This is a genomic window from Streptomyces sp. NPDC046870, from assembly GCF_040704595.1.
In the GTDB taxonomy this organism is placed as follows: domain Bacteria; phylum Actinomycetota; class Actinomycetes; order Streptomycetales; family Streptomycetaceae; genus Streptomyces; species Streptomyces argyrophylli.
This window is the reverse complement of the sequence record NZ_JBEYXM010000001.1, coordinates 398,362-419,192: the sequence shown is the minus strand read 5'-3', so window position 1 is coordinate 419,192 and position 20,831 is coordinate 398,362. Positions and strand designations below refer to the sequence as shown.

Sequence of the window (20,831 nt, the reverse complement as noted above, 5' to 3'; positions counted from 1 at the left end):
ATCCTGGGGAGCATCAGGGCGTGACCCCGCGCAGCCGCTCCCTCCTCGCCAGCCTGGCGCTCCTCGCCCCGCTCACCACCGGCCTGCCCGCCCACGCGGCACCCGCCGGCTGCGCCTCCTCGGTGCCGTACGTGTCCGGGCGGGGCGGATACGCCGTCTACCGCATCCCGGCCGTGGTGAAGACCCGGCGCGGCACCGTCCTCGCCTTCGCCGAGGGCCGGCGCGACGGCGCGGGAGACACCGGTGACATCGACGTCGTCCTGCGCCGTTCCACCGACGGCGGCTGCACCTGGGGCCCGCTGACCGTGGTGGCCGCCGGGCGGGGCCGCACCCGGGGCAACCCGGCGCCCGTGGTCGACCCGCGCACCGGCGCGGTCGTCCTGGTCACCTGCGCCAACGGCGGGACCGTGACGGAGGCGCGGATCATGCGCGGCGAGGTCACCCCGGAACAGGGCCGCCGGGTCTTCGTGCAACGCAGCTCGGACGACGGCCGCCGTTTCACCGCCCCCCGGGACATCACGGCCCAAGTGACCCGGCCCGGCTGGCGCTGGTACGCCACCGGTCCCGGCCACGCCGTCGCCCTCACCCGCGGCCCGCACTCCCCCGAAGGGCGCGCCCCCAGCCGCCTGCTGGTCCCCGCCGACCACTCCGCGGCCCCGCCCGCCGGCTCCCGGGACACCGGCCAGGAGGCCAGGTACTACGGCGCACACGCCCTCTACAGCGACGACTCCGGCCGCACCTGGCACCTGGGGGCCGTGGACGCCGGGTACGACGGCGTGACCAACGCCAACGAGACCAGTGCCGCGCAACTCCCCGACGGGCGTGTCTACTTCAGCTCCCGCGACCAGAACGGCACCGCCCCAGGCAACCGCCTCGACACCTACTCCGGCGACGGCGGCCTGACCCTGGACCGCCCCTACGCCGTCCAGCCCGCCCTGGACGCCGTCCCGGTGGTCCAGGGCAGCGTCCTCCAGCCGCGCGAAGCGGGGGCGCCCCTGCTGTTCTCCGCGCCCTCCGTGCCGGCCGCACGGCGCGCCCTGGCGCTCTGGGCGAGCACGGACGCCGGCCGCACCTTCCGCAGGCTGCTCACCCTCTCCGACCACCCGGCCGCCTACTCCGACCTGGTCCAGCTCGCCCCCGGCACGATCGGCGTCCTCTACGAGACCGGCGTCCGGGGCCCGTACGAGTCCCTTCGGTTCCGCAGACTCCGCCTCGCTGCTCCAGGCCCCGGCGGCGCGGCGCGGCACCAGGGCCCGAGAGCCCGGCGTGATCCAGACGGAAGACCCTAGCCGTCGAGGCCGAGCAGGCCCGCCGCCGCCAGCAGCTTGCCGATCTGTTCGGCCTCCGCGCCGGTCAGCGGGACCTGCGGCTCGGCGGTCACCGGGCAGTCGATGATCCCGCGCAGATGCAGCGCCGCCTTGAACGCGCCCAGCGCCGCCGAACTGCCGCCCATCCGCGCGGGGTCACCGACACCGGTGATCCCGAACAGCGCGCACAACCGCTCCTGCTCGGCCCGCGCCCCCTCCGCGTCGCCCGCCCGGCACTGGCGGTACAGGCGCACATAGCCGTGCGGGTCGACGTTGGCCAGACCCGGCACGGCCCCGTCGGCGCCCAGCGCCAGCGCCGCGTCGGTGATCAGCTCCGAGCCGGTCAGCACGCTGAACCCGGGGTGGGCGCGGGCGCCGGTGACCACCTCCCGGAAGGCCGCCAGGTCCCCGCTGGAGTCCTTGACCCCGGCCAGTACGCCGTCCCCGGCGAGCCCCAGCAGCAGGTCCGCGGGGAGCTTGGTGTGCACGGCCACGGGGATGTCGTAGGCGATCACCGGGACCGGACTGGCGGCGGCGATCCGGCGGTAGTGGTGGACGATCTCCGCCGGGTGGGTGCGGGCGTAGAACGGCGCGGTGACGACGACGGCCTCCGCGCCCGCCGAGGCGACCGCCGCGACGTGCTCCAGGACCCGCGGGGTGGTCATGTCGATGGCCCCGGCGAGCACGGGCAGCTGACCGCCCACGTGCGCGGTCACGGCCGCCACCACCCGTTCGCGCTGCGCGTCCGTCAGGAAGGCCGCCTCCGACGTCGAGCCCAGCAGGAACAGCCCGTGCACCCCGGCCTCCACCAGGAAGTCCACCAGGCGCAGCAGCGAGGGCACGTCCACCTCGCGTTCCGGCGTCAGGGGCGTGCAGACGGGCGGGACGACACCGGTGAGCGGGGTCGGAAGGCTCATTCACGGCTCCTGGGGCGCTGGGTCTCGGATCGGCTGGTCCTCCTGGACAGGATGGTGGCACCGGTAGCGGTGTCCGGGCCGTGACGCGGCCGAGAAGTCCGGCATCGACGCGGCGCAGACCTCGTCCGCCCTCCAGCAGCGGGTGCGGAACGGGCAGCCGCTCGGCGGCCGGGTCGCCGAGGGGACGGGCCCGGTCAGCGGGATCGGGTCGACGGGGTCCAGCAGACCCGGCGTGGCCGAGAACAGGGCACGGGTGTAGGGATGCCGGGCCGCGTCGCCGACCCGGTCCGCCGGGGTCTCCTCCACGATCCGGCCGAGGTACATGGTGATCACGCGGTCGCTCATCCGCCGTACGGTCTGGATGTCGTGCGAGACGAACACCAGGGCGAGACCGAGGCGCTCCTTCAGATCGAGCAGCAGGTTGAGGATCTGCGCGCGGACCGAGACGTCCAGGGCGCTGGTCGGCTCGTCGGCGACGACCAGGTCCGGTTCGAGGGCGAGCGCGCGGGCGATGGCGACCCGCTGCCGCTGTCCGCCGGAGAGCTGCCCGGGCAGGGCGTCGGCGAGCGCCCGGGGCAGGCCCACGAGGGCCATCAACTCCCGCACCCGTTCCTCGCGTTCCGCCCGCGTGCCGCGCCGGTGGACGTCCAGCGGGTCCCGCAGGATCCGGCGGACCGTCAGCCGGCGGTTCAGCGCGGCCGACGGGTCCTGGAAGACCATGCCGGTGCCCGCGCCGACCGTGGCCCTGCGCTCGGCGGCCGGCATCGTCCACAGGTCCCGGCCCCGGAACGCCACCGTCCCGGACACCGGCCGCTCGATGCCCACCAGCACCTTCGCCAGCGTCGACTTCCCGCACCCCGACTCGCCGACCACTCCGACCGTCTCACCGGGCGCGACGCACAGACCGGCGCCGGTCAGGGCGTACACCCGGTCCCGGCGGAACAGGCCGCCGCTGCGCGCCCGGTGGACGACGTGCGCCTCCCGCACCTCCACGACGGCGCTCACCGCAGCGCCTCCCCGCTCCGCGCCGATGCCAGGTCGACCGCCGGGTGGTGGCAGGCGGCCGTGTGGGCGGGGGTGCCCGTGAGGACCGGGGCGGTGGTGTGGCAGACCTCGGTGGCCAGCGGGCAGCGGTCGGCGAACCGGCAGCCCGCCGGGAAGTCGGCCGGGGCCGGAACGACCCCCCGGATCTGGGTCATCCGCTCCTCGGCCGACTCCAGCGAGAGCACGCTGCCGAGCAGCCCGCGCGTGTAGTGGTGGGCCGGTGCCGCCACCAGGCCGGCGGTCACCCCGGTCTCCACGATCTGCCCGCCGTACATCACCACCACCCGGTCGGTGACGTCGGCGACCAGCGCCAGGTCGTGCGAGACCAGGATCAGCGCGAAGCCCAGCTCGGCCCGCAGCCGCAACAGCAGCTCCATGACCTGGGCCTGCACGGTGACGTCCAGCGCGGTGGTCGGCTCGTCGGCGACGATCAGCCGGGGGTCGCGGGAGAGGGCCATCGCGATCAGCACGCGCTGGCGCTGCCCGCCGGACAGCTCGTGCGGGTAGCTGCGCAGGGTGCGGTCGGGGTCCAGGCCCACCAGCTCCACGAGCTCGCGCGGACCGCGCCTGCCGCCGCGCCGGACGAGCTGCTTCAGCTGGGCCCGGACGGTCATGGCCGGGTTCAGGGAGGACAGGGCGTCCTGGTACACCATGGCCATCTCGTGGCCGAGGAGCCGCCGCCGCACCCGCGCCGGCTCGGCCAGCAGGTCCCGCTGCCGGAACAGGACCCGGCCACCGACCCGGGCGCCCTTCGGCTGGAGCCCCATCACGGTCAGCGCGGTCAGCGACTTGCCGCAGCCCGACTCGCCCACCAGCCCCAGCACTTCACCGGGGTACACCTCGAACCCGACCCCGGCCACGATGTCCACGCCCCGGTGCCGGTCCGGGAAGCCGATGGAGAGGTCCTCCACGGCGAGCACCGCCGGCCCGCCGCGGTCCGGCAGCGGCCGGGCCCGGGAGCGCAGCCGCCGGGCGGCCTCGGTGAGACCGGGCAGCGGCAGCACCTCGCCGGTGCCGGGTTCCGGGCTCTCCAGGCGGTCCGCCGGGGGTGCGTCCACCTCGCGGGGCGCGGGCGCCGCCCACGCGTCCGAGACGCCCTCGGAGAGGATGTTCAGCGCCAGCACGGTGAGCAGGATCAGCAGCCCGGGGAAGACGGTCGCCCACCAGCCGCCGGTCAGCACCATGTTCCTGCCGTCGGCGATGACACTGCCCCAGGACGGGTCCGGGGGCCGCACGCCCGCGCCGACGAAGGACAGCGACGCCTCGAACACGATGGCCTCGGCGACCTGGACCGTGCAGAACACCAGCACCGGCGCGGCACAGTTGACGGCCACGTGCCGCAGCACGATGTGCGGGGTGCGGGCACCGATGACCCGCTCGGCGGTGACGTAGTCCTCGCCGTACTGGTCCAGCACGTTGGCGCGTACGACCCGTGCCACGGGCGGGGTGAAGAGGAACGCGATGGCACAGATCAGCACGCCGATGCCGCCGCCGAACACGGCCACCAGCACGGCCGCGAGCGCGATGCCCGGGAACGCCATCACCACGTCCAGGCAGCGCATCAGCGTCTCGTCCACCGCCTTGCGGGAGGTGGCGGCCAGGGCGCCGAGGACGGCGCCGGCGGCGAGCGCGAGCGCGGTGGCGCCCAGCCCGATGGCGAGGGACCAGCGGGCGCCGTACATCAGCCGGCTCAGGACGTCCCGGCCGAGGCTGTCCTGCCCCAGCCAGTGCGCGGCCGACGGCGCCCCGGTCCCGCCGGCCGGGTCCTGCTGGTCGAGCGGGTCGTGCGGGGCGAGGACGGGGGCGAGGACCGCGACGACGATGACGACGGCCAGGAAGCAGACGGCGGCCCTGGACAGCGGCGGCAGCCGGCGCAGGCCGCGCAGCCGGACGCCGCCGGGCCGGGAGAGCCGCTTGGCGAGATGCGCGGGCGTGATCATCAGGCCGCCCTCAAACGTGGGTTGACCAGCAGGTACAGGATGTCGATGACGAGGTTGACGACGACGAACCCGGTCGCGGTGGTCAGTACGACCCCCTGCACGACGGCCGGGTCGCCGTTCTGCACGGCGTCGATCATCAGCTTCCCCATGCCGGGCAGCGAGAAGATCGTCTCGATGACGACGGCACCGCCGAGGAGGTAGCCGACCCGCAGCCCGAGCACGGTGAGGGGATTGACGAGCGCGTTGCGCAGCACGTTGCGGCCGACGACGACCCGGGGCGGCAGCCCGTTCCCGATCGCCGTCCGGACGTAGTCCTTGTCCAGCTCCTCCACCACGGAGGTCCGGACGATCCGGGTGAGCTGGGCGGCGACCGGCAGGGACAGCGCGAACGCGGGCAGGGCCATGGTCCTCAGCCAGCCGGTGAGGGAGTCGGCGGGGTTGACATAGCCGCCGGTCGGGAACCAGCCCCGGTCCACGGCCAGGTACTGGATCATCAGCAGCGCCAGCCAGAAGCCGGGCGCGGCCACCCCGACCAGTGAGACGACCCGGATGACCTGGTCCGGCAGCCGGTCCCGGTACACCGCCGCCGTCACCCCGCCCGCCAGCGCCAGTACGACCGCGAGCGCGAGACCGAGGAAGGTCAGCTGGAGGGTGAGCGGCAGCGCGGTGCCGACCTGGTCGGCCACGGGCGCCCGGGTGAGGGCGCTGGTGCCGAGGTCGCCGTGGAGCAGGTCGCCGACGAAGTGGACGTACCGCAGGGGCAGCGGGTCCAGCAGCCCGTTGCGCTCCCGGAACTCGTGGAGCTGTCCGGGGGTCGGGTTGGCGCCCTGGAAGAACGCGGACGCCGGGTCGGCGTCCGAGAACCGCATCACCAGGAACACGAAGAGCACGATGCCGAGGAGCAGGGGCACGAGCAGGGCGATGCGGCGGAGCAGGATGCGTACGACGGCGGTCATGCCGTCAGGCCCACTTGGCCTGGAGCAGGTTGAGGCCCGGGTACGGCTGGGCCCGTATCCCGCTGAGTTCGCGCGGGTCCCAGGCGGTCATCAGCTCGTTGTGGACGACCGGGTAGAGCACCGCCTGCTCGGCGACGACGTCGACGTAGTCCTGGATCATCGCCCTCTTCCTCGCGGGGTCCGGCTCCCGGGTCGCCCGGTCCATGTCCTTGAAGAGCCGCCGGGCGACGGGGTGGCCTTCCCACCGCGTGTACCGCATCCACAGGTTCCCGGGCCCGTAGTTGTAGTGCATGATCAGGTCGGCGTCGCGCCCGAACTGGTTGGGGTTGGAGGCCGCCGCGACCACCTGGTAGTCCTGCTTCTGGTCCATCTTGGTGAAGACGGCCGTGGTCTCCTGCGGCGCCAGGGTGGTCCGCACGCCGATCGCGTCCCAGGAGGACTTGATGGTCGGCAGACAGTCCACGATCCAGCTGACGTTGACGGCGAGGATCTCGATGCTGAGGTCGGTGACCCCGGCGGCCCTCAGCAGGGCCTTGGCCTTGTCGGGGTCGTGGTCGTAGACGGTCCTGGCCCGGCGGTAGCCGGGATTGCCCTCGTTGAGGAACGAGGACGCGGGCCTGCCGTGGCCCTTCAGCGCGACCCGCACCATCTTCTCGGTGTCGATGGCGTAGTGCAGCGCCTGGCGGACGCGGACGTCGTCGAAGGGCTCGCGCCGGGTGTTGAACATCAGGAAGAGGTTGTTCATCCCGGCGCCGCCGGCCACCTTCAGACCGCCCTGCTCCAGCCGGGGGATGTTGGCGTAGGGGATGTTGTCGGCGATCTGCGCGCCGGCGCCGGTCCCGGAGATCTTCGCGACGCGGGGTGCCGCGTCCACGATCGTCAGCCAGTTCATCCTCCGGAAGGCGGGCCTGCGGGGTCCGTTGTAGGCGGCGAACGCCTCGAAGGTGGTGTTCGACTTCGGGTGGTGCGCGGTCTGCCGGTACGGCCCCGAGCCCACCGCCAGCCCCTTGACCGCGTCGTCCCAGGCCCCGGGCCGGGAGAAGACGTGCCGGGGCATGACCTTGGCGAGGGTGAGCCGGGACAGACCGTCCGGGAAGGGGAACTTGAGGACGAGCTCGACCGTCCGGGCATCGATCTTGCGCACGGTGTCCAGCCAGGGGGCGAAGAAGCCCTTGGCGAGCGTCTGGGTGTCCGGGTCGAGGATCCGGTCGAAGACGAACACGACGTCGTCGGCGGTGACGGGCTTGCCGTCGTGGAAGGTGGCACCGGGGCGCAGCGAGAAGCGCCAGGTGGTGGCGGACGGGTCGCGGGGGATCGCGGTGGCCAGCGCCGGATACGGCTCCCGGGTGATCGGGTCCGTGTCCAGCAGCCCCTCGTAGATGTGGTTGTTGGCGGCCATCGCGAACGCCGACGCGGTCTGTGTGGGGTCCCAGCTGCCGTCGTTGCCGTACCCGATCACGGCGGTCAGCGTGCGGTCCTTGCCGCTGCCACCGCCTCCGGTGTCGTTCGTCGACTCCGGACCGGCGGAACAGGCGGCCAGGGCGGCGGTCGCGCCGAGCGCGCCCGAGTACTTCAGGAACTGCCGGCGAAGCGGTGCCGGTACGCCGGGGTTCACGTCGTCGTCGCGCACGGGTCCTCCAGCGGGTGGGTGGGGAGGGTGAGGGCGGGGGGATACGACGTCCTACGTCCTACGTCCGACCGGTAGCGCGACCATAGGAGCGCCCCCGGAACCGGTCAAGACGGCACACACGAATGGCGCACCCGCCAGAGGCCGCACCCATGGTCGGCCGGCGAGGCGGGATCGACACCGGACCCCGCCCGGGCGAGGGCCGTGCGGCGGCTGGGCGCCGGAGGGCGTCTCGCCGGGCGTCCGGGGGGCCTCGCCGGCGTCGCGTCCCGGGTGGCCAGGGGCGAGGGCCCCCGCCGGCGCAGGCGGCTGGGTGTCGGCGGCCTTCCCGCCGGATCTTCGCCCGTGTTCCCGCCCACCGTGGCACCCGCCGAGGAGCGGACGGTCCTGCGCGACCTGCCGGCCCGCGCCACCGGCCGCGCGACCGCGCACCGACGCATGCGGCTCGCGTCCGGCCCGGCCGCCGGCGGGCAGCGGGCCGGCGCCGCTGCCGGCCTGCCCGTGCCGGTCGCCGGCTCCGGCGCGGCCGGCGGGCTCCGGCCCAGCTGTCCGGCGGGCTCCACGCGCTCCTCTTCACCCCGGCCGTGCCGATCCTGCGCCCCGTCGGCCCGGCCGCCCCCGCACCGGTTCCGGCCTGCCCGCCCCCGCGCGCGACGGCGCCGCCCCCGGCATGGGCGAGAATGGGTCCATGAGTCTGTTCCGCGACGACGGCATCGTGCTGCGCACCCAGAAGCTGGGTGAGGCGGACCGGATCATCACGCTGCTCACCCGCGGCCACGGCCGGGTGCGGGCCGTCGCCCGCGGCGTGCGGCGTACGAAATCCAAGTTCGGCGCCCGGCTCGAACCCTTCTCCCACGTCGACGTGCAGTTCTTCGCGCGGGGCAGCGAGCTGGTCGGACGCGGACTGCCGCTGTGCACGCAGAGCGAGACCATCGCGCCCTACGGCGGCGGCATCGTCACCGACTACGCGCGCTACACCGCCGGGACCGCCATGCTGGAGACGGCCGAGCGGTTCACGGACCACGAGGGCGAGCCGGCCGTCCAGCAGTACCTGCTGCTGGTCGGGGCCCTGCGGACGCTCGCCCGGGGCGAGCACGCGCCGCACCTCGTCCTCGACGCCTTCCTGCTGCGCTCCCTCGCCGTCAACGGCTACGCGCCCAGCTTCGGCGACTGCGCGAAGTGCGGGATGCCCGGCCCCAACCGGTTCTTCTCCGTGGCCTCCGGCGGCTCCGTCTGCGCCGACTGCCGGGTGCCCGGCAGTGTCGTACCGTCCCCGCAGACCCTGGTGCTGCTGGGGGCGCTCCTTACGGGAGACTGGGAGACGGCGGACGCGTGCGAGGCACGGTACGTCCGCGAGGGCAGCGGGCTGGTGTCCGCCTACCTGCACTGGCACCTGGAGCGGGGACTGCGCTCCCTGCGGTACGTAGAGAAGTAACCACGGCACGTTCGAGGAGACGAGAAGCACATGGTCGTACGCGGGATCCTGGGGCGCCAGCGGCGCGAGTACAAGGCGCCGGAGCCGCACCCCTCCGGTGCCCGCGCGCCCAAGCTCCCGGGTGAGCTGGTCCCGAACCACGTGGCGATCGTCATGGACGGCAACGGGCGGTGGGCCAAGGAGCGGGGGCTGCCGCGCACCGAGGGGCACAAGGTCGGCGCCGAGCGCGTGCTGGACGTGCTCCAGGGCTCCATCGAGGTCGGCGTCCGCAACATCTCCCTGTACGCCTTCTCCACCGAGAACTGGAAGCGGTCGCCCGATGAGGTCCGCTTCCTGATGAACTTCAACCGCGACTTCATCCGCAAGACCCGCGACCAGCTCGACGAACTGGGCGTGCGGGTGCGCTGGGTGGGCCGGATGCCGAAGCTGTGGAAGTCGGTGGCGAAGGAGCTCCAGGTCGCCCAGGAGCAGACCAAGGGCAACGACCTGCTCACCCTGTACTTCTGCATGAACTACGGCGGCCGCGCGGAGATCGCCGACGCGGCGCAGCGGCTCGCCGAGGACGTGAAGGCGGGCCGGCTCGACCCGTCCAAGGTCAACGAGAAGACCCTCCAGAAGTACCTGTACTACCCGGACATGCCGGACGTCGACCTGTTCCTGCGGCCGAGCGGTGAGCAGCGCACGTCCAACTACCTGCTCTGGCAGAGCGCGTACGCCGAGATGGTCTTCCAGGACGTGCTGTGGCCCGACTTCGACCGCCGTGACCTGTGGCGGGCCTGCGTCGAGTTCGCCTCCCGCGACCGCCGCTTCGGCGGCGCCGTGCCGAACGAGGAACTGCTCGCCATGGAAGCCGCCATGAAGGGTGACTCCACCTCGTAGCCACCGGGGGTTCACGCGGGCCGCCGAGGATACGGGACTCATGAGACGTCTGACCCCTGTCCTCGCCCTCGGCGCCCTGCTGCTCGCCGCCCTGCCCGCGCACGCGGTGGAAGGGCCCGCGCACCGCGAGAGCTACGGCACCAAGGCGCCCTACGCGCCGCAGCGGGACCCGCACGGCTACCAGCGGCCCCCGGCCGGGTTCGAGCCGGTCTTCACCGAGAACGTCTCCCGGCACGGCTCTCGCGCGGCCACGGACGGCGAGGACGGGGAGCTGGTCCTCGCGCTGTGGGACCAGGCCGAGGCGGAGGGACAACTCACCCGCAGAGGCGAGGAGTTCGGCCCGACGGTCCGCGCCCTGGAGGCCGCCATGGCCGAGGTCGGCTACGGCAACCTCAGCGGGCGCGGCAAGCGGGAACTGGCGGACACGGCCGTCCGCATGCACCGGCGGCTGCCCGCCCTGTTCAAGGAGATCGCGGACGCCGGGGAGCGGATCGACGTCGTCAGCTCGGGGCAGGGGCGGGCCGTGGACAGCGGCACCGCGTTCACGGACGCCCTCGCCGGGGCCGACCCGGCGCTGGAGCCGCTCATCGGGCCGGCCCGCACCGACAAGGACCTGCTGTACTTCCACAAGGCGGCGGGCGGTGCCGCCTACCGCGACTACATCGCGGGCGACCAGCGCCTCAAGGACACCCTGAGCCGGATCACCGGTCAGCCCCGGACGCGGCAGGCCGCGCGCGGCGTGCTGCGGAAGATCTTCAAGGACGCCTTCGTGGAGCGGATCGCCGACCGGGTGGGTGCCGCGGAGGCCGTCTACAACCTGTACGCCATCGCCCCCGCGATGACCGAGGAGAGCCCGGGCGGCGCGGGCTGGGGCATGGAGCGGTTCGTCTCCCGCGAGGACGCGGCCTGGTTCGGGTACCTCGGGGACGCGGAGGACTTCTACGAGAAGGGTCCCGGCTTCGCCGACAGCGACATCACCTACAGGATGGCGGACGTCCTGCTGGACGACCTGTTCCGGCAGGTCGAGGCCAAGCGCGCCGGCACCGGCCGGCTCGGCGCCGAGCTGCGCTTCACCCACGCCGAGGAGATCATCCCGCTGGCCGCGCTGATGGGTCTGCCGGGCAGCACGAAGCCGGCGACGCCGGGGGAGCCGTACACCTACGCGGACAACCCGTGGCGGGGCGCCGCCGTCTCCCCGCTGGGCGCCAACATCCAGTGGGACGTCTACCGCGGGGGCAGCCGCTGGCTGGTGCGGATGCTCTACGACGAGAAGGAGACGGCGTTCAAGGCGGGTTGCCGTCCGGTCGCGAAGGGCAGCGCCTTCTACGACCTGGACGAGCTGGAGCGCTGCTTCGGGCGGAGGTGAGCCGGAGCGGGCGCCCCGGCGGTCAGCCCTGGGCGCAGCCGGCGCAGTCGGCACACGTGCCGAAGATCTCCACCGTATGGGCCACGTTGACGTAACCGTGCTCGGCGGCGATCGCCTCGGCCCACTTCTCCACCGCCGGGCCCTCCACCTCCACCGCCTTGCCGCAGGCGCGGCAGACCAGGTGGTGGTGGTGCTCGCCGCTGGAGCAGCGGCGGTAGACGGACTCGCCGTCGGACGTGCGCAGGACGTCGACCTCGCCGGCCTCGGCCAGGGACTGGAGGGTGCGGTAGACCGTGGTCAGGCCGACGGAGTCGCCCTTGTGCTTGAGCATGTCGTGCAGTTCCTGCGCGCTGCGGAACTCGTCGACCTCGTCCAGGGCCGCCGCCACGGCCGCACGCTGGCGGGTCGCGCGGCCCTTCACGGGCGGTCCAGCGGTCGTCACCGTTGCCTCCTCACGTCTGCTGCTGCCCGGGCCATTGTGCCAGTCCGGGCCGTCGGCGGTCAGGCGCCGACCTCGTCTCCGACGCCCCGCGCGGCCGGAATCACGCACTCCGCCGGGTCCCCGGCGGGCTGGGCCGCGGCGGCCGCGCGGGCGCGTCGCCGGGCCAGCGGTCCGGCCAGCGCGGTCAGCGCGAGGAACGCGGCGATGGTCAGCAGGACGATCGTGGCGCCGGGCGGGACGTCCTGGTAGTACGACGTGACCGTGCCGCTGACGGCCACCACCACCCCGATCGCCACCGCGATCACGAAGGTGACGGTGAAGCTGCGGGTGAGCTGCTGCGCCGCCGCCACGGGGACGACCATCAGCGCGGACACCAGCAGCAGGCCGACGACCCGCATGGCGACCGTCACGGTGACGGCCGCGGTGACCGCCGTCAGCAGGTTCAGCGCGCGCACCGGCAGGCCCGTGACCCGCGCGAACTCCTCGTCCTGGCTGACCGCGAACAACTGCCGGCGCACGCCCAGCGTGACCAGCAGGACGAACCCGGCGAGCACGCAGATCGCGGTGACGTCGGACTCGGACACCGTCGACAGGGAGCCGAACAGGTACGACGTCAGGTTGGCGGTGGAACCGCCCGGCGCCAGGTTGATCAGCATGACGCCGCCGGCCATACCGCCGTAGAAGAGCATGGCCAGGGCGATGTCGCCGCGGGTCCGGCCGTACCAGCGGATCAGTTCCATCAGGACCGCGCCCAGGACGGAGACGGCCGTCGCCATCCACACGGGGGACGTGGACAGCAGGAAGCCGAGGCCGACGCCGGTCATGGCCACGTGCCCGATGCCGTCGCCCATCAGGGCCTGGCGCCGCTGGACCAGGTAGATGCCGATCGCGGGCGCGGTGATGCCGACCAGCACGGCGGCCAGCAGCGCCCGCTGCATGAAGGCGTAGTTCAGGAAGTCCATCAGCTCAGCAGTCCCGTGCGGATCGGTTCGGTGCCCGCCGGTGCGTGCGGGTGTACGTGGTCGTGGCCGGGCAGCGCGTGCTGGCCGACCGCGCGCGGGGGCGGGCCGTCGTGCAGCACACAGCCGTCGCGCAGGACGACGGCCCGGTCGATCAGGGGCTCCAGCGGGCCCAGTTCGTGCAGCACGAGCAGGACCGTCGTACCGGCCTCGACCTGCTGCTCCAGGGTGCGCGCCAGGATCTCCTGGCTGGCCAGGTCGACGCCCGCCATCGGCTCGTCCATGATCAGCAGCTCGGGCTCGGCGACCAGCGCCCGGGCGATCAGCACCCGCTGGTGCTGGCCGCCGGAGAGGGCGCCCGCGGAGTCCTTGGCGCGGTCCGCCATGCCGACCAGCTCCAGGGCCCGGCGCACGGCCTCCCGGTCGCTCCTGCGGAAGACGCCGAAGCGGGTGCGGGACAGGCGGCCCGAGGAGACGATCTCGGTGACCGTCGCCGGGACCCCGCCCGCGGCCGTCGTCCGCTGCGGTACGTAGCCCACGCGCGCCCAGTCCCGGAAGGACCGGCGCGGGGTGCCGAACAGCTCGATCGTGCCGCCGCTCACCGGCACCTGGCCGATGATCGCGCGGATCGCCGTGGACTTGCCGGAACCGTTCGCGCCGAGCAGCGCGACGACCTCGCCGCGGCCGACGGTGAGGTCGATGCCGCGCAGCACGGGGCGCGCGCCGAGTTCGGCGGTCACGCCGCGCAGGGCTATGACAGGCTCGCTGGTCATCTCGTCTCCTGTCACTTGGCGCCCAGCGCCTGCTGGAGCGCCTTGAGGTTGGCCCGCTGGACCGCGAAGTAGTCCTTGCCGCGGGACTTGCCGGTGATGCCCTCGATCGGGTCGAGGACGTCGGTCTTCAGGCCCGTGTCCCGGGCGATGGTCCGGGCGGTCTTGTCGCTGACGAGCGTCTCGTAGAAGACCGTGGAGACGCCGTCCGCCCTGGCCATCCTCTCCAGGTCCCGGACGCGGGCGGCGCTCGGCTCGGACTCGGGGTCGAGGCCGCTCACGGCCTCCTCGGTGAGGCCGTAGCGCTCGGCGAGGTAGCCGAAGGCGGCGTGCGTGGTGATGAAGACCTTGGTCCGGGTGTCCGTCAGGCCGTCCTTGAACCGGGTGTTCAGCTCGTTCAGCTGCCTGACCAGGGCCGCGGTGTTCTTCTCGTAGTCGGCGGCGTGCTCCGGGTCGGCCTTCTCGAAGGCCTTGCCGACGCCCTCGGCGACCTGGGCGTAGCGCACCGGGTCGAGCCAGATGTGGGGGTCCTTGCCGGTGGATTCCCCGTCCTCGTGGCCCTCGTGCCCGGCCGCGTGGCCGCCGACCTCGCTGCCGTGGTTCTCCAGCGTGGTCAGGGAGGCCGCGTCGATCTTCGTGCCGACCGGGGACTGGGCCACCGCGTCGTCGACGGACGGCTGGAGGTTCTTCAGGTACAGCACCGCGTCGGACTCCTCCAGCGAGGCGATCTGCTGGGGGCTGATCTCCAGGTCGTGGGGCTCCTGGCCGGGCGAGGTGAGGGTGGTGACGTGGACGTGGTCCCCGCCGATCCGCTCGGCGAGGAAGGCCATCGGGTAGAAGGACGCGACGACGTCGAACTTGCTCGTGTTGGCCGCGACCGCCTTGTCGCCGGAGCAGGCGGACAGCGTGCCGATCCCGAGGGCGGTGACCGCGGCGACCGCGGCGGCGGGTATGAGGCGCTGCGCGCGGGACCGGGTGCGTCGTCGTACGTTCATGACAGTCATTTTCAACAAAGATGGAAACCGTTGTCAACAACGCTCGTCAGGCGGTCTGGGCAGGGGCCGATTTGGCCGTGGGGGAGCATGCGCCGGTAACCTGAATCATTCGCTGGAAGCATCTCGCTTCAACGCCCGTCGTCGTAATGAAGAGAGCACCGTGGCCGCCGACAAGATCGACACCATCGTCAGCCTGAGCAAGCGCCGTGGCTTCGTTTTCCCCTGCAGTGAGATCTACGGCGGACAGCGTGCCGCCTGGGACTACGGACCGCTCGGTGTCGAGCTCAAGGAGAACATCAAGCGCCAGTGGTGGCGCTACATGGTGACCTCGCGCGAGGACGTCGTCGGTATCGACTCGTCCGTCATCCTGGCCCCCGAGGTCTGGGTGGCCTCCGGCCACGTCGCCACCTTCACGGACCCGCTGACCGAGTGCACCGCGTGCCACAAGCGGTTCCGCGCCGACCACCTGGAGGAGGCGTACGAGGAGAAGAAGGGCCACGCCCCGGCGAACGGCCTCGCGGACATCAACTGCCCGAACTGCGGCAACAAGGGCCAGTTCACCGAGCCCAAGCAGTTCTCCGGTCTGCTCTCCACGCACCTCGGCCCGACCCAGGACTCCGGCTCGGTCGCGTACCTGCGCCCCGAGACCGCCCAGGGCATCTTCACCAACTTCGCCCAGGTGCAGACCACCTCGCGCCGCAAGCCGCCGTTCGGCATCGCCCAGATGGGCAAGTCCTTCCGCAACGAGATCACGCCGGGCAACTTCATCTTCCGCACCCGCGAGTTCGAGCAGATGGAGATGGAGTTCTTCGTCAAGCCGGGCGAGGACGAGCAGTGGCAGGAGTACTGGATGGAGCAGCGCTGGAACTGGTACACCGGCCTGGGGCTGCGCGAGGAGAACATGCGCTGGTACGAGCACCCGAAGGAGAAGCTCTCCCACTACTCCAAGCGCACCGCCGACATCGAGTACCGCTTCCAGTTCGGCGGCTCGGAGTGGGGTGAGCTGGAGGGTGTCGCCAACCGCACCGACTACGACCTCTCGGCGCACTCCAAGGCCTCCGGCCAGGACCTCTCCTACTTCGACCAGGAGGCCGGCGAGCGCTGGACGCCGTACGTCATCGAGCCGGCGGCGGGTGTCGGCCGCACCATGCTGGCCTTCCTGCTCGACGCCTACGTCGAGGACGAGGCGCCCAACGCCAAGGGCAAGATGGAGAAGCGCACGGTGCTGCGCCTGGACCACCGCCTGGCCCCGGTGAAGGTCGCGGTCCTGCCGCTGTCCCGCAACCCCGAGCTGTCCCCGAAGGCCAAGGGCCTCGCCCAGGCGCTGCGGCAGAACTGGAACATCGAGTTCGACGACGCCGGTGCCATCGGCCGCCGCTACCGCCGCCAGGACGAGATCGGCACGCCGTACTGCGTGACCGTCGACTTCGACACCCTCGAGGACAACGCGGTCACCGTCCGCGAGCGTGACTCCATGAAGCAGGAGCGCGTGTCGCTCGACCAGATCGAGGGCTACCTGGCCCAGCGTCTCGTCGGCGCCTAGTCACACCACCGGATGCCGGGCGGCCCGCCAGTGCGGGCCGCCCGGCATCCGTGTGTCCGCCCCCGGTTCAGCGGCCCTGGAGCGCCTTGACGTTGTCGCCGAAGGTCCAGTTCCTCGCGCCGTCCCAGTTGACCGACCACGTCATCAGGCCCTTGAGCGACGTGCCGTAGTGCTTCCACGCCTGGGAGACCAGCGACGGGGACATGTAGCCGCCGCCCGCGCCGGACTGGGCGGGCAGGCCCGGCACCTGCTTGTCGTACGGCACCCTGATCGTGGTGCCCTGCACCACCAGGCCCTTGTTCAGACAGTCGGTCTGGGCGGTGAAGCCCTGCACCGTGCCGGCCGCGTAGGAGTCGCCGGAGCAGCCGTACATGCTGCCGTTGTAGTACTGCATGTTCAGCCACCACAGGCGGCCGTTGTCCGCGTACTTCTTGACGATCGGCAGGTACGCGCCCCAGATGGAGCCGTAGGTGACGCTGCCGCCGGTGACGTACGCCGTCTCCGGGGCCATCGTCAGGCCGAAGCCGGACGGCATCTGCGCGAGGATGCCGTCGATGATGCGGATCAGGTTGGCCTGGGACGTGGAGAGCCGGCCGATGCTGCCGCTGCCGACCAGGCCGGTCTCGATGTCGATGTCGATGCCGTCGAAGTTGTACTTCTTCAGGATGGGCACGATCGTCGCCACGAAGCGGTCGGCCACGGCGGAGGAGCTGAGGTCGATCCCGGCCGCCGCCCCGCCGATGGACAGCAGGATCGTCTGGCCGGACGCCTTGGCCGCGCACATCTCGGCCGGCGTGGCCACCTTCACGCCGGCGTCCATGCCGTCCTCCCACAGGGCCGTGCCGTCGGAGCGGATCACGGGGAAGGCCGCGTTGATCACGTTGTAGCCGTGCGCGGCGATGCGGGAGTCGGTGATCGGGGTCCAGCCGAAGGGCGGGTGGACCCCGTTGGCGGCGCCGTCCCAGTTCTCCCAGTACCCCTGGAGCACCTTGCCCGCCGGCTTCGGCTTCACCGCGCAGGTGTCGGCGGCGGAGGCGGCGGGCGCGGTGGCGATGCCGAGGGGGACGAGGAACGCCGCGGTGAGCGCGGTGGCGAGCAGTCGTCTGATCATGCGGTGCCTCCCGGTGGGGGTGCGGTGAGGTGTCGTAGCCATGACAGTGCGGGTGGTCCAGACCTCTCGTCAATAGGTCTGGACCAATCGATCGCGAGTGGTGCCGAGCGGCGCCGCTGGAGTCACTGACAACATTGGAGTGACAGATATTGAAATCTGTCAGCTGTCATGTCAGAGTGGGTCATGACGATGCGAACCCGAACCCTCGGCACCACCGGCCCCCAGGTCTCCGCCCTCGGCCTCGGCTGCATGGGCATGTCCGGCATGTACGGCGAGGCGGACCGCGCCGAGTCGGTCGCCACCCTCCACGCCGCCCTCGACGCCGGAGTGACCCTGCTCGACACCGGCGACTTCTACGGCATGGGACACAACGAGCTGCTGATCGCCGAGGCGCTCCGCTCCGCCCCGGCCGGCCTGCGCGACAACGCGCTGCTGAGCGTGAAGTTCGGCGCCCTGCGTGACCCGGACGGCGGCTGGTCCGGCTTCGACGGGCGCCCGGCCGCCGTGAAGAACTTCGCCGCGTACTCCCTCCAGCGCCTCGGCGTCGACCACATCGACGTCTACCGCCCGGCCCGGCTCGACCCGGACGTGCCGATCGAGGAGACCGTCGGCGCGATCGCCGAACTGGTCGAGAAGGGCTGGGTCCGGCACATCGGCCTCAGCGAGGTCGGCGCGGACACCATCCGCCGGGCCGCCGCCACCGCCCCGATCTCCGACCTCCAGATCGAGTACGCGCTCATCTCCCGCGGCCCCGAGCGGGAGATCCTGCCCACCCTCCGGGAACTGGGCATCGCCGTCACCGCGTACGGCGTGCTCTCGCGGGGGCTGATCTCCGGTCACGTCACGGCCGGCCGGCAGTTCGCCGCGAACGACTTCCGCGCCCACTCGCCCCGCTTCCAGGGCGACAACCTCCAGCACAACCTCACCCTCGTCGAGTCCCTGCGCAAGGTCGCGGAGCAGAAGGGCGTCACGGTCGCCCAGATCGCCATCGCCTGGGTGCTGTCGCGCGGCGAGGACGTCGTGCCGCTGGTCGGAGCCCGCACCCGCGAGCGGCTCGGCGAAGCGCTGGGCGCGCTGGACGTGACGCTGGACGCGGACGACCTCGCCGCCATCGAGCGCGCCGTACCGGCGGACGCGGCGGCCGGCGAGCGGTACGCCTCGGAACAGATGGCCCTGCTCGACAGCGAGCGGTGACCAGCACGCCGGGTACCGTCTAGGCATGCCACCGACCAGCGAGATCCTGACCGCCGAGCGCATCCTCGAAGCCACCGAGGAGGTGCTGCGCCGCCACGGGCCCGCCAAGGCCACCGTGGTCGACGTGGCCCGCGCGCTCGGCGTCAGCCACGGCAGCGTCTACCGGCACTTCCGCACCAAGGCGGCGCTGCGCGAAGCGGTCACCAAGCGCTGGCTGGACCGGACCTCGCAGCGGCTCGCCGGCATCGCCGGCGCCGACGACCGGGCACCGGAGCAGCGGCTGCGGGACTGGCTCGCCGCCCTCTTCGCCGCCAAGCGGCACAAGGCGGGCGACGATCCCGAGCTGTTCGCCACCTACACCGTGCTGGCCGGGGAACTCGGCGGCGTGGTCCGGGAGCACATAGCCGACCTCACCGGCCAGCTGACCCGGATCATCGCCGCGGGTGTGGAGGCGGGCGTCTTCCGCCTGTCCGACCCGGCCGTCGCGGCCCGTGCCGTCTTCCATGCCACCGGCCGGTTCCACGATCCCGGTTACGCGCGGGAGTGGACCGCCCCCGGCGTCGACGAGGAGTTCGAGGCGGTGGTGGACCTGCTGGTGCGGGGCTTGCGTACGGCCGGCGGCCGGGGCTGAGCCGACCGGCCGGGCCGGCCCCCGCTCAGCCCACCGTCCGCGGCAGCCGCAGACTGAGCAGCCCGGTCAGCACGATCCCGGCCGGCTGACCCGGATCATCGCCGCGGGTGTGGAGGCGGGGGTCTTCCGCCTGTCCGACCCGGCCGTCGCGGCCCGTGCCGTCTTCCATGCCGGCGGCCGGGGCTGAGCCGACCGGCCGGGCCGGCCCCCGCTCAGCCCACCGTCCGCGGCAGCCGCAGGCTGAGCAGCCCGGTCAGCACGATCCCGGCCAGCTGCACCAGCAACGTGCTGACCAGCGCGTCCCGCATGCCCAGATGCGGCACCAGGGTCAGGAACAGCGTGCCCAGCGTCGCCACCCCCAGCGCCAGCGCCGACTGCTGCGTGGTCACCATCACCCCGCTGCCGACCCCGGCCCGCGCGGGCGGCACCTCGGACATCACCAGCCGCATGATGTTGGGCAGTTGCAGCGCCTGCCCCGCGCCGGCCACCGCCGCGCCCGGCAGCAGGGAGACGATGTCCAGCCGCGGCCAGTCCCGCCACGCGGCCAGCACGATCAGCAGCACGCCCACCCCCTGCAGCACGGACCCGGCCGTGACCACGCGGGTGCCGAAGCGGGCGATCAGCCGGGGCCCGGCGAGCGAGACGAGCAGGAACGCCACGGCCATGGGCGCCAGCGCCAGCCCGGCCGGTACCGGACCGAGCCCGGCACCCTGCTGCAACGCCAGCGCGATCATGAACATGAACCCGCTGAAGCCGATGGAGAACGGCACCATCAGCTCCAGACCGCGCCGCATCGACGGCACCCGGAACAGGCTCGGCGGCACCAGCGGGGTCCGCCCCGACCGGTCCGCCCGCCGCTCCACCACCCAGAACGCGCCCGCCGCGAAGGGGAACGCGGCCAGCGACAGCCAGGTCCACAGCGGCCAGCCGGCCGCCCGCCCCTCGGTGAGCGGCGCGAGCAGCGTCAGCAGGGAGACCGCGAGCAGCACGGTGCCCGGCCCGTCCACGGGCTCGGGGTGCTGCGACCGGGTCTCCGGCACGAACCGGGCGGCGAGCACGAGCCCCAGCACGACCACCGGCACGTTGACGAGGAAGATGGCCCGCCACCCGGTCCCGGCGATGTCGGCGGCGACCAGCACCCCGCCGAGGATCTGCCCGGCGACCATGGACAGCCCGGCCGTGGCGCCGTACAGGCTCATGGCCTTGGCCCGGCGCGTGCCGCTCGTGGCGGACTGGATGGTGGCGAGCACCTGCGGCAGCATCGCGGCGGCCGAGGCGCCCTGCGCGACCCGGGCCCCGACCAGGCTCCAGGCGCCGGGCGCGAGCCCGCAGGCCAGTGAGGTGAGCCCGAAGGCGGCCATCCCGGCGAGGAACAGCCGGCGCCGGCCGAACAGGTCCCCGAGCCGCCCGCCGAGCACGAGCAGCACGGCGTACGCGACCCCGTACCCGGCGACGACCAGCTCCAGCACGGCCTCGCCCGCGGCGAGATCGGCGCCGATGGTCGGCAGCGCGACGTTGACGATGAAGAAGTCGACCAGCGGCAGCGCCGCGGCCAGCAGGACGGTGAACAGCCCGGGCCCGGTCAGCGCGGGCGGCGCCGCCGTCGGCCGGACGGCGGGGGCGGTGACGGTTTCACTCATGCTCCCGAGCCTGGACAACCGCCCAGGCTGGTACCAGAGTCTCCTCATCCTGGTACCGGGACTACCCGGAACCAC

General features: G+C 72.8%; 19 protein-coding genes. 8 read left to right on the top strand and 11 right to left on the bottom strand.

Annotated elements, in window-relative coordinates:
* Window positions 1-20: 20 nt before the first annotated feature.
* A complete protein-coding gene (locus AB0946_RS01885) occupies window positions 21-1,289 on the top strand; it encodes a sialidase family protein (RefSeq protein WP_366758686.1) in 1,269 nt (422 codons plus the stop codon).
* On the opposite strand, the gene AB0946_RS01880 is transcribed toward AB0946_RS01885, so the two are convergent.
* Genes AB0946_RS01880 through AB0946_RS01860 form a run of 5 tightly spaced genes read right to left on the bottom strand, consistent with a single transcriptional unit; the run spans window position 1,286 to window position 7,794 of the window.
* Window positions 1,286-2,224: a dihydrodipicolinate synthase family protein gene (locus AB0946_RS01880; RefSeq protein ID WP_366758685.1), complete on the bottom strand. Its 939-nt coding sequence runs from the start codon at window positions 2,222-2,224 to the stop codon at window positions 1,286-1,288. The two genes, AB0946_RS01885 and AB0946_RS01880, sit on opposite strands and share 4 nt — an antisense overlap.
* A complete protein-coding gene (locus AB0946_RS01875; protein ID WP_366758684.1) occupies window positions 2,225-3,229 on the bottom strand; it encodes an ABC transporter ATP-binding protein in 1,005 nt (334 codons plus the stop codon). It lies immediately after the preceding gene.
* Window positions 3,226-5,208 (bottom strand): dipeptide/oligopeptide/nickel ABC transporter permease/ATP-binding protein, encoded by a 1,983-nt coding sequence (locus AB0946_RS01870; RefSeq protein WP_366758683.1) that lies wholly within the window; start codon window positions 5,206-5,208, stop codon window positions 3,226-3,228. The genes AB0946_RS01875 and AB0946_RS01870 overlap by 4 nt, the downstream gene beginning before the upstream one ends.
* Window positions 5,208-6,164, bottom strand: coding sequence for an ABC transporter permease (locus AB0946_RS01865; protein WP_366758682.1), 957 nt, complete (start codon window positions 6,162-6,164; stop codon window positions 5,208-5,210). Before AB0946_RS01865 ends, AB0946_RS01870 begins: the two co-directional genes overlap by 1 nt.
* Window positions 6,165-6,168: 4 nt before the next feature.
* Window positions 6,169-7,794 (bottom strand): ABC transporter substrate-binding protein, encoded by a 1,626-nt coding sequence (locus AB0946_RS01860; RefSeq protein WP_366758681.1) that lies wholly within the window; start codon window positions 7,792-7,794, stop codon window positions 6,169-6,171.
* Between the two features lie 685 nt (window positions 7,795-8,479).
* Here AB0946_RS01860 and recO point away from each other — a divergent pair.
* From recO to AB0946_RS01845, 3 genes are read left to right on the top strand one after another with little or no spacing between them, the layout of a single operon-like run.
* Window positions 8,480-9,226: a DNA repair protein RecO gene (gene recO, locus AB0946_RS01855; protein WP_132783564.1), complete on the top strand. Its 747-nt coding sequence runs from the start codon at window positions 8,480-8,482 to the stop codon at window positions 9,224-9,226.
* A 30-nt stretch (window positions 9,227-9,256) separates the two neighbouring features.
* Window positions 9,257-10,105 carry an isoprenyl transferase gene (locus AB0946_RS01850; protein WP_366758680.1) on the top strand — a complete coding sequence of 283 codons (849 nt, stop codon included), beginning with the start codon at window positions 9,257-9,259 and terminating at the stop codon, window positions 10,103-10,105.
* Window positions 10,106-10,145: 40 nt separating this feature from the next.
* Window positions 10,146-11,471, top strand: coding sequence for a histidine-type phosphatase (locus tag AB0946_RS01845; RefSeq protein ID WP_366758679.1), 1,326 nt, complete (start codon window positions 10,146-10,148; stop codon window positions 11,469-11,471).
* Window positions 11,472-11,493: 22 nt separating this feature from the next.
* Here AB0946_RS01845 and AB0946_RS01840 read toward each other — a convergent pair whose 3' ends face one another.
* The 4 genes from AB0946_RS01840 to AB0946_RS01825 are packed head-to-tail and all read right to left on the bottom strand — an operon-like array spanning window position 11,494 to window position 14,637.
* Window positions 11,494-11,913 carry a Fur family transcriptional regulator gene (locus tag AB0946_RS01840; protein ID WP_366749516.1) on the bottom strand — a complete coding sequence of 140 codons (420 nt, stop codon included), beginning with the start codon at window positions 11,911-11,913 and terminating at the stop codon, window positions 11,494-11,496.
* 59 nt (window positions 11,914-11,972) lie between these two features.
* A complete protein-coding gene (locus tag AB0946_RS01835) occupies window positions 11,973-12,875 on the bottom strand; it encodes a metal ABC transporter permease (protein WP_366758678.1) in 903 nt (300 codons plus the stop codon).
* Window positions 12,875-13,645, bottom strand: coding sequence for a metal ABC transporter ATP-binding protein (locus AB0946_RS01830; protein WP_366758677.1), 771 nt, complete (start codon window positions 13,643-13,645; stop codon window positions 12,875-12,877). The genes AB0946_RS01835 and AB0946_RS01830 overlap by 1 nt, the downstream gene beginning before the upstream one ends.
* An 11-nt stretch (window positions 13,646-13,656) precedes the next feature.
* Window positions 13,657-14,637 (bottom strand): metal ABC transporter substrate-binding protein, encoded by a 981-nt coding sequence (locus tag AB0946_RS01825; protein ID WP_366758676.1) that lies wholly within the window; start codon window positions 14,635-14,637, stop codon window positions 13,657-13,659.
* A gap of 160 nt (window positions 14,638-14,797) precedes the next feature.
* On the opposite strand from AB0946_RS01825, the gene AB0946_RS01820 reads away from it, so the two are divergent.
* Entirely contained in the window at window positions 14,798-16,180 is a 1,383-nt protein-coding gene (locus AB0946_RS01820) for a glycine--tRNA ligase (protein WP_014672583.1), read from the top strand.
* A 67-nt stretch (window positions 16,181-16,247) separates the two neighbouring features.
* Here the strand turns inward: AB0946_RS01820 and AB0946_RS01815 are convergent, their stop codons facing one another.
* Complete coding sequence (locus AB0946_RS01815; protein WP_366758674.1) at window positions 16,248-17,291, bottom strand: chitinase; 1,044 nt, start codon at window positions 17,289-17,291, stop codon at window positions 16,248-16,250.
* Window positions 17,292-17,474: 183 nt separating this feature from the next.
* Here AB0946_RS01815 and AB0946_RS01810 point away from each other — a divergent pair, with 183 nt between their 5' ends.
* Genes AB0946_RS01810 through AB0946_RS01800 form a run of 3 tightly spaced genes read left to right on the top strand, consistent with a single transcriptional unit; the run spans window position 17,475 to window position 19,303 of the window.
* Window positions 17,475-18,485, top strand: a complete 1,011-nt coding sequence (locus tag AB0946_RS01810) for an aldo/keto reductase (RefSeq protein WP_366758673.1) — start codon at window positions 17,475-17,477, stop codon at window positions 18,483-18,485.
* Window positions 18,486-18,510: 25 nt separating this feature from the next.
* A complete protein-coding gene (locus AB0946_RS01805) occupies window positions 18,511-19,116 on the top strand; it encodes a TetR family transcriptional regulator (RefSeq protein WP_366758672.1) in 606 nt (201 codons plus the stop codon).
* Window positions 19,010-19,303: a hypothetical protein gene (locus AB0946_RS01800; protein ID WP_366759122.1), complete on the top strand. Its 294-nt coding sequence runs from the start codon at window positions 19,010-19,012 to the stop codon at window positions 19,301-19,303. Before AB0946_RS01805 ends, AB0946_RS01800 begins: the two co-directional genes overlap by 107 nt.
* A gap of 25 nt (window positions 19,304-19,328) precedes the next feature.
* Here the strand turns inward: AB0946_RS01800 and AB0946_RS01795 are convergent, their stop codons facing one another.
* Complete coding sequence (locus tag AB0946_RS01795) at window positions 19,329-20,756, bottom strand: MFS transporter (RefSeq protein ID WP_366758671.1); 1,428 nt, start codon at window positions 20,754-20,756, stop codon at window positions 19,329-19,331.
* Between the last annotated feature and the right edge of the window lie 75 nt (window positions 20,757-20,831).

Excerpts from the sequence above, each read along its gene's own strand:
- AB0946_RS01880 (WP_366758685.1), bottom strand. The coding sequence starts at position 2,224 with ATGAGCCTTCCGACCCCGCTCACCGGTGTCGTCCCGCCCGTCTGCACG.
- AB0946_RS01870 (WP_366758683.1), bottom strand. The coding sequence starts at position 5,208 with ATGATCACGCCCGCGCATCTCGCCAAGCGGCTCTCCCGGCCCGGCGGC.
- AB0946_RS01865 (WP_366758682.1), bottom strand. The coding sequence starts at position 6,164 with ATGACCGCCGTCGTACGCATCCTGCTCCGCCGCATCGCCCTGCTCGTG.
- recO (WP_132783564.1), top strand. The coding sequence starts at position 8,480 with ATGAGTCTGTTCCGCGACGACGGCATCGTGCTGCGCACCCAGAAGCTG.
- AB0946_RS01850 (WP_366758680.1), top strand. The coding sequence starts at position 9,257 with ATGGTCGTACGCGGGATCCTGGGGCGCCAGCGGCGCGAGTACAAGGCG.
- AB0946_RS01845 (WP_366758679.1), top strand. The coding sequence starts at position 10,146 with ATGAGACGTCTGACCCCTGTCCTCGCCCTCGGCGCCCTGCTGCTCGCC.
- AB0946_RS01835 (WP_366758678.1), bottom strand. The coding sequence starts at position 12,875 with ATGGACTTCCTGAACTACGCCTTCATGCAGCGGGCGCTGCTGGCCGCC.
- AB0946_RS01830 (WP_366758677.1), bottom strand. The coding sequence starts at position 13,645 with ATGACCAGCGAGCCTGTCATAGCCCTGCGCGGCGTGACCGCCGAACTC.
- AB0946_RS01825 (WP_366758676.1), bottom strand. The coding sequence starts at position 14,637 with ATGAACGTACGACGACGCACCCGGTCCCGCGCGCAGCGCCTCATACCC.
- AB0946_RS01815 (WP_366758674.1), bottom strand. The coding sequence starts at position 17,291 with ATGATCAGACGACTGCTCGCCACCGCGCTCACCGCGGCGTTCCTCGTC.
- AB0946_RS01810 (WP_366758673.1), top strand. The coding sequence starts at position 17,475 with ATGACGATGCGAACCCGAACCCTCGGCACCACCGGCCCCCAGGTCTCC.
- AB0946_RS01805 (WP_366758672.1), top strand. The coding sequence starts at position 18,511 with ATGCCACCGACCAGCGAGATCCTGACCGCCGAGCGCATCCTCGAAGCC.
- AB0946_RS01795 (WP_366758671.1), bottom strand. The coding sequence starts at position 20,756 with ATGAGTGAAACCGTCACCGCCCCCGCCGTCCGGCCGACGGCGGCGCCG.